Genomic DNA, 17,825 nt, shown 5'->3' with positions numbered 1-17,825 from the left:
CTGCATTACCAGCAGATACCCTCGGTGCGAGTACCAGCGTCGGTGGCTTTGGCCATGAAGCCCACCAGGTCGATGACCTGTTTGCCGTGCGGTGCTTGTTGGGCCAGCGCGCGGAATTTCTCGTCGCGGTTGCCGAGGATGATCACGTCGGAGTTGTCGATCACCGAATCGAAGTCCGCGTTGAGCAGGGACGACACGTGGGGGATCTTCGACTCGATATAGTCTTTGTTCGCGCCGTGAACACGGGCGTACTCGACGTTGCTGTCGTAGATGCTCAGGTCGTAACCCTTGCCGATCAGCATCTCGGCCAGTTCCACCAGCGGGCTTTCGCGCAGGTCGTCGGTGCCGGCCTTGAAGCTCAGACCGAGCAGGGCGACTTTGCGTTTGTCGTGGCTTTCCACGATGTCGAAGGCGTTCTGCACTTGCGATTCGTTGCTGCGCATCAGCGAGTTGAGCAGCGGCGCTTCGACGTCCAGGGAGCCGGCGCGGTAGGTCAGGGCGCGCACGTCTTTCGGCAGGCACGAACCGCCGAAGGCGAAGCCCGGGCGCATGTAGTACTGGGACAGGTTGAGGGTCTTGTCCTGGCAGACCACTTCCATCACTTCACGGCCATCGACGCCGACCGCTTTGGCGATGTTGCCGATCTCGTTGGCGAAGGTCACTTTGGTCGCGTGCCAGACGTTGCAGGTGTACTTGATCATCTCGGCAACGGCGATGTCCTTGCGGATGATCGGTGCGTCGAGTTCTTCGTACAGCGATTGCAGAACGTCGCCCGAAGCCTTGTCGAACTCGCCGATGACGGTCATCGGTGGCAGGTCGTAGTCGGCAATGGCGGTGGATTCACGCAGGAATTCCGGGTTGACCGCAACGCCGAAGTCGACACCGGCCTTCTTGCCCGAGCAGTCTTCGAGAATCGGGATCACCACGTTGGCCACGGTGCCCGGCAGCACGGTGCTGCGCACGACGATGGTGTGGCGGGTGGTTTTTTCACGCAGGACAAAACCGATCTCGCGGCATACCGCTTCGATGTAGTTCAGTTCGAGGTCGCCGTTCTTTTTGCTCGGCGTACCCACGCAGATCATCGACAGATCGGTGTCGCGAATCGCCTCGGCGAAGTTGGTCGTGCCACGCAGACGACCGGTCTGGATACCCTGTTGCAGAAGTTCGCCCAGGCCGGGTTCAACAATCGGCGACTTGCCGGCGTTGATCATGTCGATCTTGTCTTTGGCAACATCGACGCCAACTACGTCATGGCCCCGTGCAGACAGGCAACCGGCACATACTGCGCCAACGTAACCCAAACCAAATATGCTGATGCGCATCGCAATTACCTCTGTATATATCAGGCCTTAGAGGCCGGAGTTAATGGTGTTCAGCGTTCATTAGTGCACTCGAAAGTGCGGCACACAGGCGCCACAATGCCGTGTGCAGGCATACTAAGTTTCGAGTGTCTAAATAAGTGCACTCAAGATGTGCGCAACCAGGCCTTGTTGTTATGACTTGCCCTGTTATGCAGCCGATCCTCTTTGGAGAAGACTCTTGTGCAATCGTCTTGCGCGCTCGATGTCAGGATGAAAGTCCAGTAAATCAAGCGGTTGGGTGCTCAGGCGAGCACGTTTATTAGGGCGCGGCCATGGCCTTTGTAGGGGATATAAATGGTGCGTATCTCCTGTCCATCGTCTGTTTTGAGACTAGTTAGTCATCTAGGCAAGTTGCTGTGACAACTTGGTTACATGGCTATCTGCTCTGCGTAAGTTATCTCGTACAAACTCGGCGAGAATCGTTACCGGTGGTATGAGCTATGCATTCGGACGAAGTTCCTGTCCGCTCATCGCGAAATCTGAAATTTCTTGAAATATTGTCAGAGATGGCACTAGTCTCAATTTGATAGCACTTTCGTTTTCGACCTTTAATAACAGGCGAAAAATCACGTTAGATAGTTTTGTGCCACTACGCTGAAAAAATTTAGGTGCCACTACTGAAAAAAATGATCAGTGTCGAGTGAAACTAATATTAGAAAAGACAGGGAGGATTTTCTGGCGCCATTAAAATGGCGAAATGGTGCGAGGTTTTTTTGACATCGTGCGAGCTGCACGACTCTTTATAGAAAGAGTCGTGCATTGGGCATGCTTTATTCCGGGGCGTGGTCGCGCAAAAACACCAGATTGTCGGGTTTCGACTGTTCGACGCTGTAGCGATAACCCTGCACATCGAACTGTTTGAGCTGGGCCGGATCGTTGATCTTTTCCTGGATCACGAAACGGCTCATCAGGCCCCGGGCTTTTTTCGCGTAGAAGCTGATGATCTTGTACTGACCGTTCTTCTGGTCCTTGAACTCGGTGTTGATGATCCGCGCGTTCAGGGCTGTGCGTTTCACTGCCGAAAAGTATTCATTGGAGGCGAGGTTGAGCAGCACGTCGTCGCCTTGATCGGCCAGCGCTTCATTGAGCCATTCGCTGATGCGCGTACCCCAGAAGGCGTACAGGTCTTTGCCACGGGCGTTGGCCAGTTTGGTGCCCATTTCCAGACGATAGGGTTGCATCAGGTCGAGCGGGCGCAGCAGCCCGTAGAGACCGGAGAGCATGCGCAGGTGTTTTTGCGCGTAATCGAAATCGGTTTCGCTGAAGGACTGGGCGTCGAGACCGGTGTAGACGTCGCCCTTGAACGCGAGCAGTGCCTGTTTGGCGTTTTCCGGGGTGAAGGCAGGCGTCCAGCTGCCGAAGCGCGCGGCGTTGAGCCCACCGATTTTGTCGGACACGTGCATCAGTTCGCTGATCTGCGCAGGCGTCAGGTCGCGCAGTTGCTGGATCAGTTCCTGGGAATGGTCGAGGTATTGCGGCTGAGTGAAGCGCTGGGTCGCCGGCGGTGTTTCGTAATCGAGGGTCTTGGCGGGGGAAATCACCATCAGCATGAAGTCGTCTCCTTTAATCGTGGGGGCGATTCTAGGGGGTTGTCCGATTTGACTCCAGCTATGGGGGTTATAGGTATGAGTAAGCTCCGGCATTTGCGACGGCTGGTGGATTTTTCCCTCACCCCAGCCCTCTCCCGGAGGGAGAGGGAGCCGATCTCATTGATTTCAAAATTTGAGTTCGACGCGATAGTTCAGATTGGCGGATATCGAAAGCGATACTCGGTCAGCGCCCTCTCCCCCCGGGAGAGGGCTGGGGTGAGGGCGGCGTCCTTCAGCCTTGCACATCAGCTATAGTGCCGCGCGGGTTTTGTTATGGAGACATCCCTTTTGCGCATTGTTCTTTTATTCACCGCGTGGCTGTTGAGCTTCGGTGCCGTCGCGGCGCCGGGCGATGTGGCGACGCTGGATCGCAGTACCTGGCCGGAGCAGCTTAGCAACCCGACCCTGTTTGACGTGGCGTCACGGGCGGAAATCCTGATGTTCGCCCGTGTGCTGCTGGGCACCGAGTCGATGGACGAGTCCGCTCTGGCGCAGCGTCTAGGCTTGCGCACGGTCAATATCGATGCGGTCAACATTCTGCGCCAACGCCTCTGGCAGCGCCTGCTGGCCAACTACAACTTCGCCCAGCAAAGCTGCGATCAGGACGCCTCGTTCTGCTTCCTTGTAGAAGACTTGCCAACGCTGCGCGAGCAAGCCGCCAAGTTCGTCGTCAGTGACGACAGTTATTACACCAAGTGGGCCGAGCCGAGCCGGATCTTCCATGTGCAGTACCTCGACGAGTTGTTGCGCAAGGCCGCGTTGTCGCCGCAGAGCAGCAACGAATTCGATCGTTTCGGTGACTACGAGCGCAACGGCGACGCGATGCACGACCGGCTGTTCCTGCTGACCTTCGACAGTGCCGCCAATCTGCAACCGGACAACACCGGCTGGCTCAGCGAATACCTACGCAAATCGAACCTGAGCGGCACGTTCTTCGTGCTGGGCAAGGATATTCAGGCGCGACTGGCTGATCGCTCGGTGAGCAGCCTGCAAGCAGAGTTCTCGAAACAGTGCGTCGGCGTTCAAGGTTGGGAGTTCCGCTCCCACAGCCACTGGCAGGACTGGCAGGATTCGGTGCGGCGCAGCGCAGATCTGGTGAAGAACAAGTTGCCGGAAAACTACGTGCCGCTGTTTCGTCCGCCGGAAGGGCAGCGCCGCAGCGATGCGCAAGGCTTCTTCAACACACAAGGCCTGCAAGTGGCGCTGTGGGACATCGATGCCCAGGACGGCGCCGGCAAACTCAAGGGCACAGCGAGCGCGCAGAGGGTACTGACTCTGATGCTGCTGTGGCGACACGGGGTGATCAATTTCAACATGAAACAGGACGCGGTGAAGACCTCGTTACCGTGGTTGATCACGCAGACCGCGCAGAGCGGTATCGGTTGGGAAGACTGTCAGGACGCTTTTCGCTGAGAAACGAAAAAAGCCCGGAAACATTGGGCTTGGGGCGATTTTTTTGAAGAGTTCGATGCAGGCGGACTTCCGACTTTAGCGGGGTCTGGGCAGTCCGCCAAGGGCTTTTCGTCACTCTGCAAAATAAACTTAAAAAAACCGTCAAAGTACTTTTTTATGTCATCGGTTTTGGAGTATTACGAAGACAGACCGCCGAAACCTGCAACACAGGTGGCGTCTTCCAAGACCCGTTTGTTTGCAGTCACTTGAATCTCCGCAGGTGAGATTTCGGCAGTCACTTCGAGGCGCAGCACCGCTCAGGTATTGCGTCCAATGGCTCTGACAAAGGTGACCGAGTATGGATGATCACGGACGTAGCCCTTCCTCCAACCAGCCAATCCTTTATGTACTCGATACCAACGTATTGATTCACGATCCAAATGCCCTGCTGAATTTCGAAGAACACCACGTCGCGATCCCGATGACCGTGCTTGAAGAGCTGGACAAGCTCAAGAGCGGGCATCACAGCGTTGCCGCCGAATGCCGTCAGGCCATCCGGCTGATCGACAAAACCCTGGGCGACGCTTCCCCTGAAGACGTCGAGCTGGGTGTGCCGATCCAGCGCGGTAAAGGCGGGCCGAAGGGCTTGCTGTCAATTCTGATGAGCAAACAGGCCGAATCGAATCTGATTCTGCCCGAGCATCTGAACGACAATAAAATCATCAACCAACTGATCGATTTGCACACCCGCGATCCGAAAAAGCCTGTGGTGCTGGTTACCAAAGACATCAACATGCGCCTCAAGGCGCGCGCCTGTGGCATCGATGCCGAGGATTACAGCACCGACCAACTGGTCGATGACGTGTCTCTGCTGCCTAACGGCTATCACAACATGACCGGCTCTTTCTGGGACCGCGTGAGCAAGGTCGACACCCGCCAGGATCACGGCCGCACCTGGCACCAAGTGCAACTGATCGACAACCTGCCGGCGGTGCACATCAACGAGTTCATCATCGACGAACAGGGCTTTGTCGGCTGGATCAAGGAGATCGACGAGGCCAAGCTGCTGATCCTCGACCTGCATCAGGAACCGCTGCTGCATCAAGAGGCTTGGGGGCTGAAGCCACGCGATATCTATCAGAGTCTGGCGCTGTACGCGCTGCTCGATCCGGACATCCATCTGGTCAACCTGTCGGGTGCGGCAGGCTCCGGTAAAACCATTCTGGCGCTGGCCGCGGCGATCGAGCAGACCATGGTCAGCAAGCGTTATCGCCGCATCATTGCGACCCGCAGCGTGCAGGGCCTGGATCAGGAAATCGGCTTCCTGCCCGGGACTGAAGCGGAAAAAATGGAGCCGTGGCTGGGCGCCATCACCGACAACCTCGAAGCCTTGCACATGGATGACGAAAACACCCATGGCAGCGTCGACTACATCCTCAGCAAAGTGCCGTTGCAGTTCAAATCGCTCAACTACATTCGCGGTCGCAGCTTCCAGCAGAGCCTGATCCTGATCGACGAATGCCAGAACCTCACGCCGCACCAGATGAAAACCATCATCACTCGGGCCGGCGCCGGTTCCAAAGTGGTGTGCCTGGGCAACCTCGCACAGATCGACACCCCTTACCTGTCCGCGACCAGCTCCGGGCTGACCTACCTGACCGAACGCTTCAAGGATTTCCCCAACGGTGTGCACATCACCCTGCAAGGGGTGCCTCGTTCGATTCTGGCCGAATACGCCGAATCGCATTTGTAACCCTCATAAAAAAACCGGGCGGTCCCAAAGCCGCCCGGTTTTTTATGGATAAACACAAGGCCATTGTAGGAGTGAGCCTGCTCGCGATACCGGTGTGACATTCAACATGAGTGTCGACTGATATACCGCTATCGCGAGCAGGCTCACTCCTACAGGGGATTTGCGGGACAACAGTAATCTCACTCGCAGAAATTTGACCCGCAGGTTTACAATCGTCGCTCCTGATCAGGAGTAATCCCGTGCTGACTCATCTCGATTCCCAAGGTCGCGCCAACATGGTCGACGTCACCGAAAAAGCCGTGACGTTCCGTGAAGCGACGGCCCAAGCGCTGGTGCGCATGCTCCCCGAAACGCTGCAGATGATCGTCAGCGGTGGCCATCCCAAGGGCGACGTGTTCGCCGTGGCGCGCATTGCCGGCATTCAAGCGGCGAAGAAAACCAGCGATCTGATTCCCCTCTGCCATCCGCTGATGCTCACCGGCGTCAAAGTCGAACTCAGTGCCGATGGCGACGACACCGTGCGCATCGTTGCCCGCTGCAAACTGTCCGGGCAGACCGGCGTTGAAATGGAAGCACTGACTGCCGCCAGTGTTGCCGCCCTGACCATTTACGACATGTGTAAAGCTGTCGATCGCGGCATGACCATTGAAAGCGTGCGTCTGCTGGAGAAGGTCGGTGGCAAGAGCGGGCACTTTCAGGCGGAGCAGCCATGAACCTGACCGTGAAGTTTTTTGCCCGTTACCGCGAAGCGCTGGGCGTGGATTCGGTAAGGATTGAAGGTGATTTCGCCACCGTCGAAGACGTTCGCGCACTGCTCGCGCAACGTGACGGCGCCGAGGTGTTGAGCGAGCAGAACCTGATGTGCGCACGCAACGAAGACCTCTGCCAACTCGATGAGCCGGTGGTCGATGGCGACGAAGTGGCGTTTTTCCCTACCGTGACCGGGGGCTGATCCATGGCGATTCGCGTGCAGGCCACGCCATTCGATCCGGGCGCTGAAGTCAACGCGATGCATGCGGCCAATGTCGGCGTCGGCGCGGTGGTGAGTTTTGTCGGCTACGTGCGCGACTTTAACGACGGCCTCGATGTAGCGGGGATGTTCCTCGAACACTATCCGGGCATGACCGAAAAAGCCCTCGGCAAAATCGCCAGCGAAGCCGAACAGCGCTGGCCGTTGCTGAAACTGGAAGTGCTGCACCGCATCGGCGCATTGGAGCCGGGCGAACCCATCGTGTTCGTCGGCGCCGCCAGTGCCCATCGCCAGGCCGCCTTCGATGCCTGCGCCTTTGTCATGGACTACCTGAAAACCCGCGCGCCGTTCTGGAAGAAAGAGAACACCAGTGACGGGTCGCGTTGGGTTGAGGGGCGGGACAGTGATCATGCAGCGGCGGATCGCTGGAAGAAATAACTCCTGTAGCGCCTTCAAATCAGCTATCGCGAGCAGGCTCACTCCTACAATTGGAATGCGTTCCCCTGTAGGAGTGAGCCTGCTCGCGATGACGTCATCTGCATCACCAAATCCTCCATCTTTGCCCGATTGACGCATTGTACATATAAGTCCAATATGGATTTACAAGTACAAAAAAGCTTCAGTCTTGCCGCTCGAAGCTCCCCGCTTCCAGTTGCTCTTCTTCATCTTGCCAAACCAACAACAACCCGCGAGAGAACGAACATGAAGAAACTCCCCCTCATCACCGGTCTGGCCCTCAGCCTGTTGGCCTCCGCCAGCGTGTTCGCCGCCGAGCAAACCCTGCGCATCGGTATCGAAGCCGCTTACCCGCCATTTGCGTCGAAAACCGACAAAGGCGAAATCGTCGGTTTCGACTACGACATCGGCAATGCCCTGTGTGCGCAGATGAAGGTCAAGTGTGTGTGGGTCGAAGGTGAGTTCGACGGTCTGATTCCTTCGCTGAAAGTGAAAAAGATCGACATGGCGCTGTCCTCGATGACCATCAATGAAGACCGCAAGAAGTCGGTGGATTTCACCCATAAGTACTACTTCACCTCGTCGCGCCTGGTGATGAAGGAAGGCGCCACGGTCGACGATCAATACGCGAGCCTCAAGGGCAAGAACGTCGGCGTGCAGCGCGCGACCACCACCGATCGTTATGCCACCGAGGTGTTCGAGCCGAAGGGCATTAACGTCAAGCGCTACAGCAACAACGAAGAAATCTACATGGACCTGGCAGCGGGGCGGCTCGATGCGATTTTTGCCGACACCATTCCGCTGAACGACTTTTTGTCGATGCCGCGTGGCAAGGGTTATGCGTTTGTCGGGCCTGAGTTGAAGGATCCGAAGTACGTGGGCGAGGGCGCGGGAATTGCGGTGCGCAAGGGTAATACTGAGCTGGTCAGCCAGTTGAATGGCGCCATCGATGGTATTCGCGCGAGTGGCGAGTACCAGAAGATTTCCGAGAAGTATTTCAAGTCCGACATCTACGGCGACTGATCTACCGCTTTCGCGAGCCGGCTCGCTCCCACAAGGGATTTGTGAACGCCACAGGTCCAATGTGGGAGCGAGCCTGCTCGCGAAGAGGTCATTCCAGGCAATACAGCTCCTGGATCTTCAACCCTTCAATTCCTTCAAATGCTTGTACACCGTCGCCCGCCCCATGTTCAGCACATTGGCCACATAGTTCGAGGCACTCTTGCCCTTGAACGCGCCCTCGGCATGCAGCGCCAGCACCAGTTCGCGTTTGTGATCGCGGGTCAGCAGGTTCAGGCTCAGCTGCCGTTCGCGCAGCCAGGCGTGGAGGAAAGTGTTGATGCGCTCCTGCCAGTCATCGCGAAACAGTGAGTCCGGTTGCGGGATCAGCTTGCTCGGCGAGAGGAACAGGTCCAGCGCGGCCTTGGCATTCTCGAACAGCGAAATATTCAGGTTGATGCACAACACCGCCAGTGGCCGGCCTTCGCTGTCGCGCAGCACGGTGCTCAGGCTGCGAATCTTCTGGCCATCCCAATTGAGCTTTTCGTACGGGCCGATATTGCGGTCGCTGACATCCTCGCTGAGCATGTCCTCCAGTGACGAGTCGTCGCCGATCTCGCGCTTGGACAGGTTGTTGGCGATGTAGTCGACCTTTTGCGTGCGCAGGTCGTGCAGCACCACTTCGGCGTGGGGAAAGAACAGCGTGGCGATGGCGTCGGCAACAGCGCGGAAGTTATCCAGCGCCGGGTCGAATTCAGGGGCAGTCATGACAGTGGAGCTCCAGGCAGCGTCAACGCCTCCGTGATCAGGAGGCGTTGCGAGTGTGCCGCAATCCGTTGGGCGCGTCATCCGCAGGGACAATCAGGCGAGACGGGCAGGGGCGAGCATGGCGCTGTCCAACCCGAACTGCTGCAAGTGCTCGGGCAACGGCTCGCCGCGTACCAACGCCGCGCTGGCCTGGCCCATCGCCGGGGAAGTCTGAATGCCGTAACCACCCTGCGCCGCCACCCAGAACAGCCCCGGCACCTGCTGATCGAAGCCACTGAGCAAATCACCGTCGGCGACGAAGCTGCGCAGGCCGGCCCACGTACGCGTCGGACGGCGGATGGTCAGCGTGGTGGCCTCTTCGATCTGGTAGATGCCCATGGCGATGTCCAGTTCTTCCGGCTGCACATCGTGAGGCTCGACCGGGTCGGCGTTGGCGGGCGAGCCGAGAAACATGCCGGCGTCGGGCTTCATATAGAAGGATTCGTCGAGGCTGACCAGCATCGGCCAGTGATGAATGTCGACGCCTTCCGGACCGGCGAAAATGAACGCGGCGCGGCGCTTCGGTTGCAGGCCCAGCGGTTGGGCGCCGGCCAGTGTGCCAATCTTGTCGGCCCAGGCGCCGGCGGCGTTGATGATCACTGGCGCGCTGAACGTCTGGCCGTTGGTCTGAACACTCCAGAGGCCCTCGGTATCGCGACTGAGGCCTAGCACTTCGCAATCGGTGTGCAATTCGCCGTTGTTGCGGCGAATCCCGCGCAGGTAGCCCTGATGCAAGGCGTCAGTGTCGATGTCGCTGGCGCTCGGGTCATAAATCGCGCCGTGGACTTTTTCCCGGCGCAGGATCGGCAGTCGCGCGCAGGCTTCGTCGGCGCTGAGCAGTTGCATCTCCGGCACGGTGGCTTTGGCGCTGAGATATTGGTTGTTGAGTTCGGCGGCATCACCGGTGAAATCCACGGTCATTTCACCGCGTGGGGTGAGCAGTGGGTGTTCGCAGAAACCGGCTGGCGGGTGGTCAAAAAACGCCCGGCTGGCCTGGGTCAGCGCGCGAACTTGTGGCGTGCCGTACGCGGCGGTAAACAGCGCGGCGGAGCGCCCGGTGGAGTGATAGGCCGGGTGGGATTCACGTTCGAGCACGATCACTTTGCCGTGCGGCGACAGCCAGAAACCGGTGGATGCGCCGGCAATCCCGCCGCCGATGATGATGAAATCTGCCTGGCTCATGTAGGTCTCCAGTGGATACGCAATATCGAGGCGTTCGCTAGTCCCTTGTGGGAGCGAGCCTGCTCGCGAAAGCGGTATATCAGTCGACATCTTCGGTGAATGTCAGACCGCTATCGCGAGCAGGCTCACTCCTACAGGGGATTTGTGGTGTTAGTGAGTCAAGTGATAAATCGCATTGGCGAGGGCGATGTCTTCCAGTCCCAGGCCGATTGAACGGAAGAACACGTGACGATCGTAATCGGGGCGCTGCACTTTCTCGCTGAGCAAGTCGGCGAGGTCGCCGACAATCGAATCCTTGCTCCAGCCATGCTGTTCACTGGCAATCAGCATCTCACCTGCCGAACCCGGCGTGGTCAGACGATAGTCGCAGAACACCTGCATATCGTTGAGGCTCTGCGGCGGCACTTCATGGGCGCGCGGAGCGTTGGTGCTGATCGAGGTGATCAGGGCTGGTTTGCTCAGCGCGGCCGGATCGATCACCGGGCCGGCGGACGAGGTGCAGAGCATGATCACGTCGGCCTCGACGAGGGCGGCTTCACGGCTGTCAACGATCCTCAGATTGGGAGTGATGGCTTTCAACAGTGCCTTGGTTTGAGCGTCGGCGGACAGGTTTGGCGAATACAGGCTGATGCTCTGCCAGTCGCGTAGACCTTTTACATAGTGCAGATGCGCCTGCGCAACCTTGCCACTCCCGATGATTGCCAGTCGCATGGCGTTTGTCGGAGCGAGGGTGTCGACCGCCACAGCCGTGGTCGCGGCGGTGCGCGCGGTGGTCAGTTCACCGGCATCGCAGAGCAGCAGCGGTTGACCGGTTTTCATCGACATCAACAACGTCCATGCCGTCACCAGCGCACCTTGCTCGCGAACGATATACGGCGAGGTCTTCACGCCGTACACGTCGTCTTCGGCCAGCACGCCCAGATAATTGATGAAGTCGCCGGCACCTTGCGGAAACTCCACCAGTTGCTGCGCCGGTTGCACGGCGTTACCCGCCGCAAGATCACGGAACAGCTTGCGCAGGATTTGCGGCACATCAATGCGCGCCAGCAGCTCACGGGCCTGATGCTGGTCGATCACGTAGGGCGTACTGGACATATCAGGCTCCGAAAACGAAAAATAAACTTATTTGTCTATTATGGACTTTTAGTTTTCTCTCGCAAGCACCTGATGAAGCACCGGGCGAAAAAAAAGCGCAGTCCGTTGCCGGCTGCGCTTTCCTTTTAAACGTCGTTTACTGCGGACGCTTGCGCTCAACCGCGCGCAACAGATGCGTCGGCGGCGTTTCACAGCTGATCTTGCGACCGAGCTTCTCTTCGATGGACGGCAACTGGTAGGAGTCGTCCTCACCGGCGAAGCTGATCGACACACCGTCGGCGCCGGCACGACCGGTACGACCGATGCGGTGCACGTAGTCGTCCGGGACTTCCGGCAGGGTGAAGTTGATCACGTGGCTGATGCCGTCGATGTGGATGCCGCGACCGGCCACATCAGTGGCGACCAGTACGCGAATCTTGCCTTCGCGGAAACCCTCCAGGGTCTTGATGCGTTTGTGCTGCGGCACATCGCCGGACAGTTGCGCGGCATTGATGCCATCGCGCACCAGGCGTTCTTCGATGCGGCGCACTTCGTCCTTGCGGTTGGCAAACACGATCACGCGTTCCCAGCCGTTATCGTTGACCAGGTTGTAGAGCAGTTTGTACTTGTCGGCACCGGCCACCGCATAGATGTGCTGCTCGACGTTTTCATTGGCAACGTTGGTGATTTCGATTTCGACGATCGCAGGGTCAGTGGTCCACTGCTTGGCGAGGTTCATCACGTCTTCGGTGAAGGTCGCGGAAAACAGCAAGGTCTGGCGTTCGGACTTCGGTGGCGTCTGGCGAATGATCTGACGTACCTGCGGGATGAAACCCATGTCGAGCATGCGGTCGGCCTCGTCCAGCACCATCACTTCGACCATGTCCAGGTGCACGTCGCCACGCTGGTTGAAGTCGAGCAGACGGCCGGGTGTGGCGACGAGGATGTCGCAGTGACGCGCTTCGAGGTGCTTGAGCTGCTTGTCGAAGTCCATGCCGCCAACAAACGTCATGACGTTGAGGCCGGTGTACTTGGTCAGGTCAGCGGCGTCCTTGGCGATTTGTACCACCAGCTCACGGGTCGGCGCGATGATCAGCGCACGGGGTTCGCCCATGTAGCGTTCTTTCGGCGGCGGGGTCTGCAGCAGTTGGGTGATGATCGAGATCAGGAACGCGGCGGTTTTACCGGTGCCGGTCTGCGCACGGCCAATGGCGTCTTTGCCGGCGAGGGTGTAACCCAGCACCTGCGCCTGAATCGGCGTGCAGTACGGAAAACCCAGATCCTGGATGGCGTGCATCAGTTCTGGAGACAGCTTGAAATCGTGGAAGCGGGTTTTGCCTTCCTGTGGCTCGACGACGAAATCCTCGAGTTTCCACGGAATAACCACTGCCTTGGGCTTCGGTTCGCGGCGCGGTCTGGCCGGTTTCGGCGCTTCGCTGCGGGCAGGTTCGGCGGCGATTGGCGCGGCCGATGCAGGTTGCGGTTCTGCCTTCGGTGCCGCTACGTGAGCGGGGCGCTCGGCCTGTGGCGCATCGTTGCGATGACCGGGGGCGTGCGACGGCGCACTGGGAACTGGTGCGAGCTGCTCAGCCTCGCTTTTACCGAACATCTTCTTGAGTGCTTTGAGCACGGTCATCTCATCAATTGGTTAAGGAATGTACGCCGGCCAGTGTAATGCAAGAAACGGGCGCGGCGTAGTGGGAGGGATCAAAGGGCGGCTTTAATCTCGACGCTTAGCGCAAACGTTCGCTCAACCAGGCACCGATGTCGCGAATTTCCTCGGGTAACACTTCGTGCTCCATTGGGTATTCCTGCCATGTCACGGTGACACCATGCTTCACCAAGTGCTCATAAGCACTGCGCCCCATCGAGTTTTGCACCACGCCATCGAACTGGCCGTGCAGGCATATCGCGGGGATCCGCTGCTGACTGGCTGACAGCTCCATTTCATCACTGAAGGTCGGCGCATATGTCGACAACGCCAGCACACCACCCAACGGTCCCTGCCATTTCACAAAAGCGGTGTGCAACACCACCGCGCCACCCTGGGAAAACCCGGCGAGAAAAATTCGCGAGGCGTCTATTCCGCTGGCGCGCTCGTTTTCGATCAATTCAATGATGCGATCCGCCGACGCTTCCAGCTCATCACGATCGATCGCGCGCGCCGGGCTCATGGCTTTAATGTCGTACCAGCTTGGCATGGCATATCCGCCATTTATCGTCACTGGACGAGTTGGCGCCTGTGGCAACACGAAGCGCGTGCTCAGCAGGCTTTCCTGCAATGCCTCGGCCACGGGCAGGAAGTCGTAACGGTCGGCGCCGAGGCCGTGCAGCCAGATCACGCAGGCGTCTGCGGGCTTAACAGGCTGAAGAATCAAGGGCTCGGTCATGTCTGCTCCAAAAATGTGCGGGCGCTCTCATTAAGTGCGTGGTTCGAGTGCGCGTCCGGTTGATCCGTTAAGAAGATGTCGCAAGGTTACAAGTTTTGCTATTGACCTGTCGCCGAATCGATTCGGTGAGCGGTGTGGTACGGGCTTTGCTATGGCTTGAACCGTGCAACCGATCTTGCGTGGGCGGTAACACTATCAGTGTACGACCCGCGACGGGATTGCAAAGAATCCGGTGATGGATGTTCGCCAATGGCCGCTACGGGCTTAGCGAATGTGAAAGGGCTACAGCCCGTTCGGCCGATTGGTGAGAAGTGAGTTGTCCATGATGTGGATTTTCTCCTACTAGACTCATAGCGAAGGTCTTACGTCGGTTGACCCCAAAAAAAGCCAACACGGGTCAACAACGCCTCAAAAGGGTGCGACTGGACTCAAGCTCCGACACAACAAGAGCAAAACTGGAGGTTTGAATGAAGATGTTGAAATCCACTCTGGCGATCGTGACTGCAGCAACAGTTCTCGGCGTCAGCGGGTTCGCTCAGGCGGGTGCAACCCTGGATGCCGTGCAGAAGAAAGGTTTCGTGCAGTGTGGCGTGAGCGACGGTCTGCCGGGCTTCTCGGTACCGGACGCAACCGGCAAGATCCTCGGGATCGACGCTGACGTCTGCCGCGCTGTGGCCGCTGCCGTATTCGGCGACGCGACCAAGGTCAAATTCAGTCAGTTGAACGCCAAAGAGCGCTTCACCGCGCTGCAATCGGGCGAGATCGACATCCTGTCGCGCAACACCACCATGACCAGTTCGCGTGACGCGGGCATGGGCCTGAAATTCCCAGGCTTCATTACCTACTACGACGGCATCGGTTTCCTGGTGAACAACAAGCTGGGCGTGAAAAGTGCCAAAGAGCTGGACGGTGCAACCATCTGCATCCAGGCCGGTACCACCACCGAGCTGAACGTTTCCGACTACTTCCGTGGCAACGGTCTGAAATACACCCCGATCACCTTCGACACCTCCGATGAAAGCGCCAAGTCGCTGGAATCCGGTCGTTGCGACGTGCTGACCTCCGACAAGTCCCAACTGTTCGCCCAGCGCTCCAAGCTGGCCTCGCCGAAGGACTACGTGGTTCTGCCGGAAACCATTTCCAAAGAACCGCTGGGCCCGGTCGTACGTAATGGTGACGACGAGTGGCTGGCCATCGTGCGTTGGGTTGGCTACGCGCTGCTCAACACCGAAGAAGCCGGTATCACTTCGAAGAACGTCGAAGCCGAAGCCAAGTCGACCAAGAACCCGGACGTTGCCCGTATGCTCGGCGCTGACGGCGAGTACGGCAAAGACCTGAAACTGCCGAAAGACTGGGTTGTGCAGATCGTCAAACAAGTCGGCAACTACGGCGAAATCTTCGAGAAAAACCTCGGCAAGAGCACTCCGCTGGAAATCGACCGCGGCTTGAACGCCCTGTGGAACAACGGCGGCATTCAGTACGCACCACCAGTGCGCTAATGGTTCTATCGCCCGGCGGGCCAACCGCCGGGTGATGTTCTTGTTCCATTTCTTCCGGGGCACTTCATGCAAAATTCAATCGGCGCACCAAAGCAGAGGCTCAGCCTCAGCGATCCACGAGTGCGTGCGTGGCTATTCCAGATCATCACCGTTGTGGCGGTGGTCTCGCTGGGCTGGTACTTGTTCGACAACACGCAAACCAACCTTCAGCACCGGGGCATTACTTCCGGTTTCGGCTTTCTGGAGCGCAGTGCCGGATTCGGCATCGCTCAACACCTGATCGACTACACCGAAGCGGACAGCTATGCCCGCGTCTTTGTTATCGGTCTGCTCAACACCCTGTTGGTGACCGTGATCGGCGTGGTTCTAGCGACGATCCTCGGTTTCATCATCGGTGTGGCACGGCTGTCGCAGAACTGGATCATCAGCAAACTGGCGACCGTGTATGTGGAAGTGTTCCGCAACATTCCGCCGCTGCTGCAAATCCTGTTCTGGTACTTCGCGGTATTCCTGACCATGCCGGGACCGCGCAACAGCCATAACTTCGGTGACACCTTCTTCGTCAGCAGCCGTGGCCTGAACATGCCGGCCGCGTTGGCCGCTGATGGTTTCTGGGCGTTCGTGATCAGCATCGTGGTGGCCATCGTCGGCATCGTGCTGATGTGCCGCTGGGCCAACAAGCGCTTTGAAGAAACCGGCGTGCCGTTCCACAAGTTCTGGGTCGGTCTGGCGATTCTGCTGGTGATTCCGACCTTGTGCGCACTGATCTTCGGCGCTCCGCTGCACTGGGAAATGCCTGAACTCAAAGGCTTCAACTTCGTCGGCGGCTGGGTGCTGATCCCGGAACTGCTCGCCTTGACCCTGGCCCTGACCGTGTACACCGCGGCGTTCATCGCCGAGATCGTACGTTCGGGCATCAAATCGGTCAGTCACGGTCAGACCGAAGCGGCGCGCTCGCTCGGCCTACGCAACGGCCCGACCCTGCGCAAGGTGATCATTCCGCAAGCCCTGCGCGTGATCATTCCGCCCCTGACCAGCCAATACCTCAATCTGGCGAAGAACTCCTCGCTGGCGGCCGGTATCGGTTACCCGGAAATGGTGTCGCTGTTCGCCGGCACCGTGCTCAACCAGACCGGTCAAGCCATCGAAGTGATTGCCATCACGATGAGCGTGTACCTGGCGATCAGTATCAGCATTTCCCTGCTGATGAACTGGTACAACAAGCGCATTGCGCTGATCGAGCGGTAAGGAAAAGCGCATGAGTACTCATACTTTCAAACCCGACATGCCCCCACCGAACAGCAGCATCGGCGTGGTGGCGTGGATGCGCGCGAACATGTTCTCCAGCTGGCTCAACACCCTGCTGACCCTGTTTGCGTTCTACCTGATCTACCTGGTGGTGCCACCGATCCTCAGTTGGGCGATTGTCGATGCCAACTGGGTCGGCACCACTCGCGCCGACTGCACCAAGGAGGGCGCCTGCTGGGTGTTCATTCAGCAGCGTTTTGGCCAGTTCATGTACGGCTACTACCCGACGGAGCTGCGCTGGCGCGTCGACCTGACCGTGTGGCTGGCGGTGATCGGCGCGGCGCCATTGTTCATCTCGCGTGTGCCGCGTAAAGCGATCTACGGGCTGAGCTTTCTGGTGCTGTATCCGATCATTGCCTTCACCTTGCTGCACGGTGGTTTTGGTCTGAGCAATGTGGCGACCAGCCAGTGGGGCGGCCTGATGCTGACCCTGGTTATCGCCACTGTCGGTATCGCCGGTGCGTTGCCGCTGGGGATTGTGCTGGCGCTGGGCCGTCGTTCGAACATGCCGGCGATTCGTGTGGTCTGCGTGACCTTCATCGAGTTCTGGCGCGGCGTGCCGTTGATCACTGTGCTGTTCATGTCCTCGGTGATGCTGCCGCTGTTCCTGCCTGAAGGCATGAACTTCGACAAACTGCTGCGGGCACTGATCGGCGTGATCCTGTTCCAGTCGGCCTATGTGGCCGAAGTGGTGCGTGGCGGTCTGCAAGCGATCCCTAAAGGTCAGTACGAAGCGGCCGCGGCGATGGGCCTCGGTTACTGGCGTTCGATGGGCCTGGTGATCCTGCCGCAAGCCCTGAAGCTGGTGATCCCCGGCATCGTCAACACCTTCATTGCGCTGTTCAAGGACACCAGTCTGGTGATCATCATCGGCCTGTTTGACCTGCTCAACAGCGTCAAACAAGCCGCTGCCGATCCGAAATGGCTGGGCATGGCCACCGAAGGCTACGTGTTCGCCGCCCTGGTGTTCTGGATTTTCTGTTTTGGTATGTCGCGCTATTCCATGCATCTGGAACGCAAGCTCGACACTGGCCACAAGCGTTAG

Annotated in this window: 16 protein-coding genes; 9 read left to right on the top strand and 7 right to left on the bottom strand. The window is 58.4% G+C overall.

The annotated features are described in order from the left end of the window. Window positions 1–5: 5 nt before the first annotated feature. Window positions 6–1,322 (bottom strand): nucleotide sugar dehydrogenase, encoded by a 1,317-nt coding sequence (locus AC0ZWN_RS14015; protein WP_008087506.1) that lies wholly within the window; start codon window positions 1,320–1,322, stop codon window positions 6–8. An 809-nt stretch (window positions 1,323–2,131) separates the two neighbouring features. Then, entirely contained in the window at window positions 2,132–2,911 is a 780-nt protein-coding gene (gene yaaA, locus AC0ZWN_RS14010) for a peroxide stress protein YaaA (protein ID WP_099758057.1), read from the bottom strand. A 327-nt stretch (window positions 2,912–3,238) separates the two neighbouring features. Between yaaA and AC0ZWN_RS14005 the strand changes: the two genes are divergently transcribed. From AC0ZWN_RS14005 to AC0ZWN_RS13980, 6 genes are all read left to right on the top strand, one after another. Further along, window positions 3,239–4,363 carry a polysaccharide deacetylase family protein gene (locus AC0ZWN_RS14005; RefSeq protein ID WP_476335452.1) on the top strand — a complete coding sequence of 375 codons (1,125 nt, stop codon included), beginning with the start codon at window positions 3,239–3,241 and terminating at the stop codon, window positions 4,361–4,363. Window positions 4,364–4,700: 337 nt separating this feature from the next. Then, window positions 4,701–6,095 carry a PhoH family protein gene (locus AC0ZWN_RS14000; RefSeq protein WP_007914309.1) on the top strand — a complete coding sequence of 465 codons (1,395 nt, stop codon included), beginning with the start codon at window positions 4,701–4,703 and terminating at the stop codon, window positions 6,093–6,095. A gap of 239 nt (window positions 6,096–6,334) precedes the next feature. Next, entirely contained in the window at window positions 6,335–6,808 is a 474-nt protein-coding gene (moaC, locus tag AC0ZWN_RS13995) for a cyclic pyranopterin monophosphate synthase MoaC (RefSeq protein WP_093437022.1), read from the top strand. Then, a complete protein-coding gene (locus AC0ZWN_RS13990) occupies window positions 6,805–7,047 on the top strand; it encodes a MoaD/ThiS family protein (RefSeq protein WP_093437018.1) in 243 nt (80 codons plus the stop codon). The genes moaC and AC0ZWN_RS13990 overlap by 4 nt, the downstream gene beginning before the upstream one ends. Window positions 7,048–7,050: 3 nt before the next feature. Continuing rightward, entirely contained in the window at window positions 7,051–7,503 is a 453-nt protein-coding gene (moaE, locus tag AC0ZWN_RS13985) for a molybdopterin synthase catalytic subunit MoaE (RefSeq protein ID WP_476335451.1), read from the top strand. A 264-nt stretch (window positions 7,504–7,767) separates the two neighbouring features. Beyond that, window positions 7,768–8,544, top strand: a complete 777-nt coding sequence (locus AC0ZWN_RS13980; protein WP_093437010.1) for an ABC transporter substrate-binding protein — start codon at window positions 7,768–7,770, stop codon at window positions 8,542–8,544. A gap of 117 nt (window positions 8,545–8,661) precedes the next feature. Here the strand turns inward: AC0ZWN_RS13980 and AC0ZWN_RS13975 are convergent, their stop codons facing one another. The 5 genes from AC0ZWN_RS13975 to AC0ZWN_RS13955 all read right to left on the bottom strand — a co-directional run bounded on the left by AC0ZWN_RS13975 (window position 8,662) and on the right by AC0ZWN_RS13955 (window position 13,973). After that, a complete protein-coding gene (locus tag AC0ZWN_RS13975) occupies window positions 8,662–9,288 on the bottom strand; it encodes a helix-turn-helix transcriptional regulator (RefSeq protein ID WP_064586076.1) in 627 nt (208 codons plus the stop codon). Between the two features lie 93 nt (window positions 9,289–9,381). Continuing rightward, entirely contained in the window at window positions 9,382–10,509 is a 1,128-nt protein-coding gene (locus AC0ZWN_RS13970; protein WP_476335449.1) for an NAD(P)/FAD-dependent oxidoreductase, read from the bottom strand. Between the two features lie 150 nt (window positions 10,510–10,659). Further along, the gene (locus AC0ZWN_RS13965; RefSeq protein ID WP_476335448.1) at window positions 10,660–11,604 is read right to left on the bottom strand and encodes an ornithine cyclodeaminase family protein; all 945 of its coding nucleotides are present in this window, start codon (window positions 11,602–11,604) and stop codon (window positions 10,660–10,662) included. Between the two features lie 136 nt (window positions 11,605–11,740). Continuing rightward, the gene (gene rhlB, locus AC0ZWN_RS13960) at window positions 11,741–13,219 is read right to left on the bottom strand and encodes an ATP-dependent RNA helicase RhlB (RefSeq protein WP_476335447.1); all 1,479 of its coding nucleotides are present in this window, start codon (window positions 13,217–13,219) and stop codon (window positions 11,741–11,743) included. Window positions 13,220–13,316: 97 nt separating this feature from the next. Further along, entirely contained in the window at window positions 13,317–13,973 is a 657-nt protein-coding gene (locus AC0ZWN_RS13955) for an alpha/beta hydrolase (RefSeq protein ID WP_116254614.1), read from the bottom strand. Between the two features lie 467 nt (window positions 13,974–14,440). Between AC0ZWN_RS13955 and AC0ZWN_RS13950 the strand changes: the two genes are divergently transcribed. The 3 genes from AC0ZWN_RS13950 to AC0ZWN_RS13940 all read left to right on the top strand — a co-directional run bounded on the left by AC0ZWN_RS13950 (window position 14,441) and on the right by AC0ZWN_RS13940 (window position 17,825). Next, a complete protein-coding gene (locus tag AC0ZWN_RS13950) occupies window positions 14,441–15,472 on the top strand; it encodes an amino acid ABC transporter substrate-binding protein (protein WP_007914328.1) in 1,032 nt (343 codons plus the stop codon). Between the two features lie 66 nt (window positions 15,473–15,538). Next, window positions 15,539–16,720 carry an amino acid ABC transporter permease gene (locus AC0ZWN_RS13945; protein ID WP_099758062.1) on the top strand — a complete coding sequence of 394 codons (1,182 nt, stop codon included), beginning with the start codon at window positions 15,539–15,541 and terminating at the stop codon, window positions 16,718–16,720. Window positions 16,721–16,730: 10 nt separating this feature from the next. Continuing rightward, complete coding sequence (locus AC0ZWN_RS13940) at window positions 16,731–17,825, top strand: amino acid ABC transporter permease (protein ID WP_093436977.1); 1,095 nt, start codon at window positions 16,731–16,733, stop codon at window positions 17,823–17,825.

It is taken from the genome of Pseudomonas sp. 3B-A001-10F, from assembly GCF_056313565.1.
Note: the sequence above shows the minus strand (reverse complement) of the source record. Positions and strands in the feature narration are given on the sequence as shown.

Bases quoted from the DNA above. Each gene is read 5' to 3' on its own strand.
- AC0ZWN_RS14015 (WP_008087506.1), bottom strand. From the start codon at position 1,322: ATGCGCATCAGCATATTTGGTTTGGGTTACGTTGGCGCAGTATGTGCC.
- yaaA (WP_099758057.1), bottom strand. From the start codon at position 2,911: ATGCTGATGGTGATTTCCCCCGCCAAGACCCTCGATTACGAAACACCG.
- AC0ZWN_RS14000 (WP_007914309.1), top strand. From the start codon at position 4,701: ATGGATGATCACGGACGTAGCCCTTCCTCCAACCAGCCAATCCTTTAT.
- AC0ZWN_RS13990 (WP_093437018.1), top strand. From the start codon at position 6,805: ATGAACCTGACCGTGAAGTTTTTTGCCCGTTACCGCGAAGCGCTGGGC.
- moaE (WP_476335451.1), top strand. From the start codon at position 7,051: ATGGCGATTCGCGTGCAGGCCACGCCATTCGATCCGGGCGCTGAAGTC.
- AC0ZWN_RS13980 (WP_093437010.1), top strand. From the start codon at position 7,768: ATGAAGAAACTCCCCCTCATCACCGGTCTGGCCCTCAGCCTGTTGGCC.
- AC0ZWN_RS13975 (WP_064586076.1), bottom strand. From the start codon at position 9,288: ATGACTGCCCCTGAATTCGACCCGGCGCTGGATAACTTCCGCGCTGTT.
- AC0ZWN_RS13970 (WP_476335449.1), bottom strand. From the start codon at position 10,509: ATGAGCCAGGCAGATTTCATCATCATCGGCGGCGGGATTGCCGGCGCA.
- AC0ZWN_RS13965 (WP_476335448.1), bottom strand. From the start codon at position 11,604: ATGTCCAGTACGCCCTACGTGATCGACCAGCATCAGGCCCGTGAGCTG.
- rhlB (WP_476335447.1), bottom strand. From the start codon at position 13,219: ATGACCGTGCTCAAAGCACTCAAGAAGATGTTCGGTAAAAGCGAGGCT.
- AC0ZWN_RS13955 (WP_116254614.1), bottom strand. From the start codon at position 13,973: ATGACCGAGCCCTTGATTCTTCAGCCTGTTAAGCCCGCAGACGCCTGC.
- AC0ZWN_RS13950 (WP_007914328.1), top strand. From the start codon at position 14,441: ATGAAGATGTTGAAATCCACTCTGGCGATCGTGACTGCAGCAACAGTT.
- AC0ZWN_RS13945 (WP_099758062.1), top strand. From the start codon at position 15,539: ATGCAAAATTCAATCGGCGCACCAAAGCAGAGGCTCAGCCTCAGCGAT.
- AC0ZWN_RS13940 (WP_093436977.1), top strand. From the start codon at position 16,731: ATGAGTACTCATACTTTCAAACCCGACATGCCCCCACCGAACAGCAGC.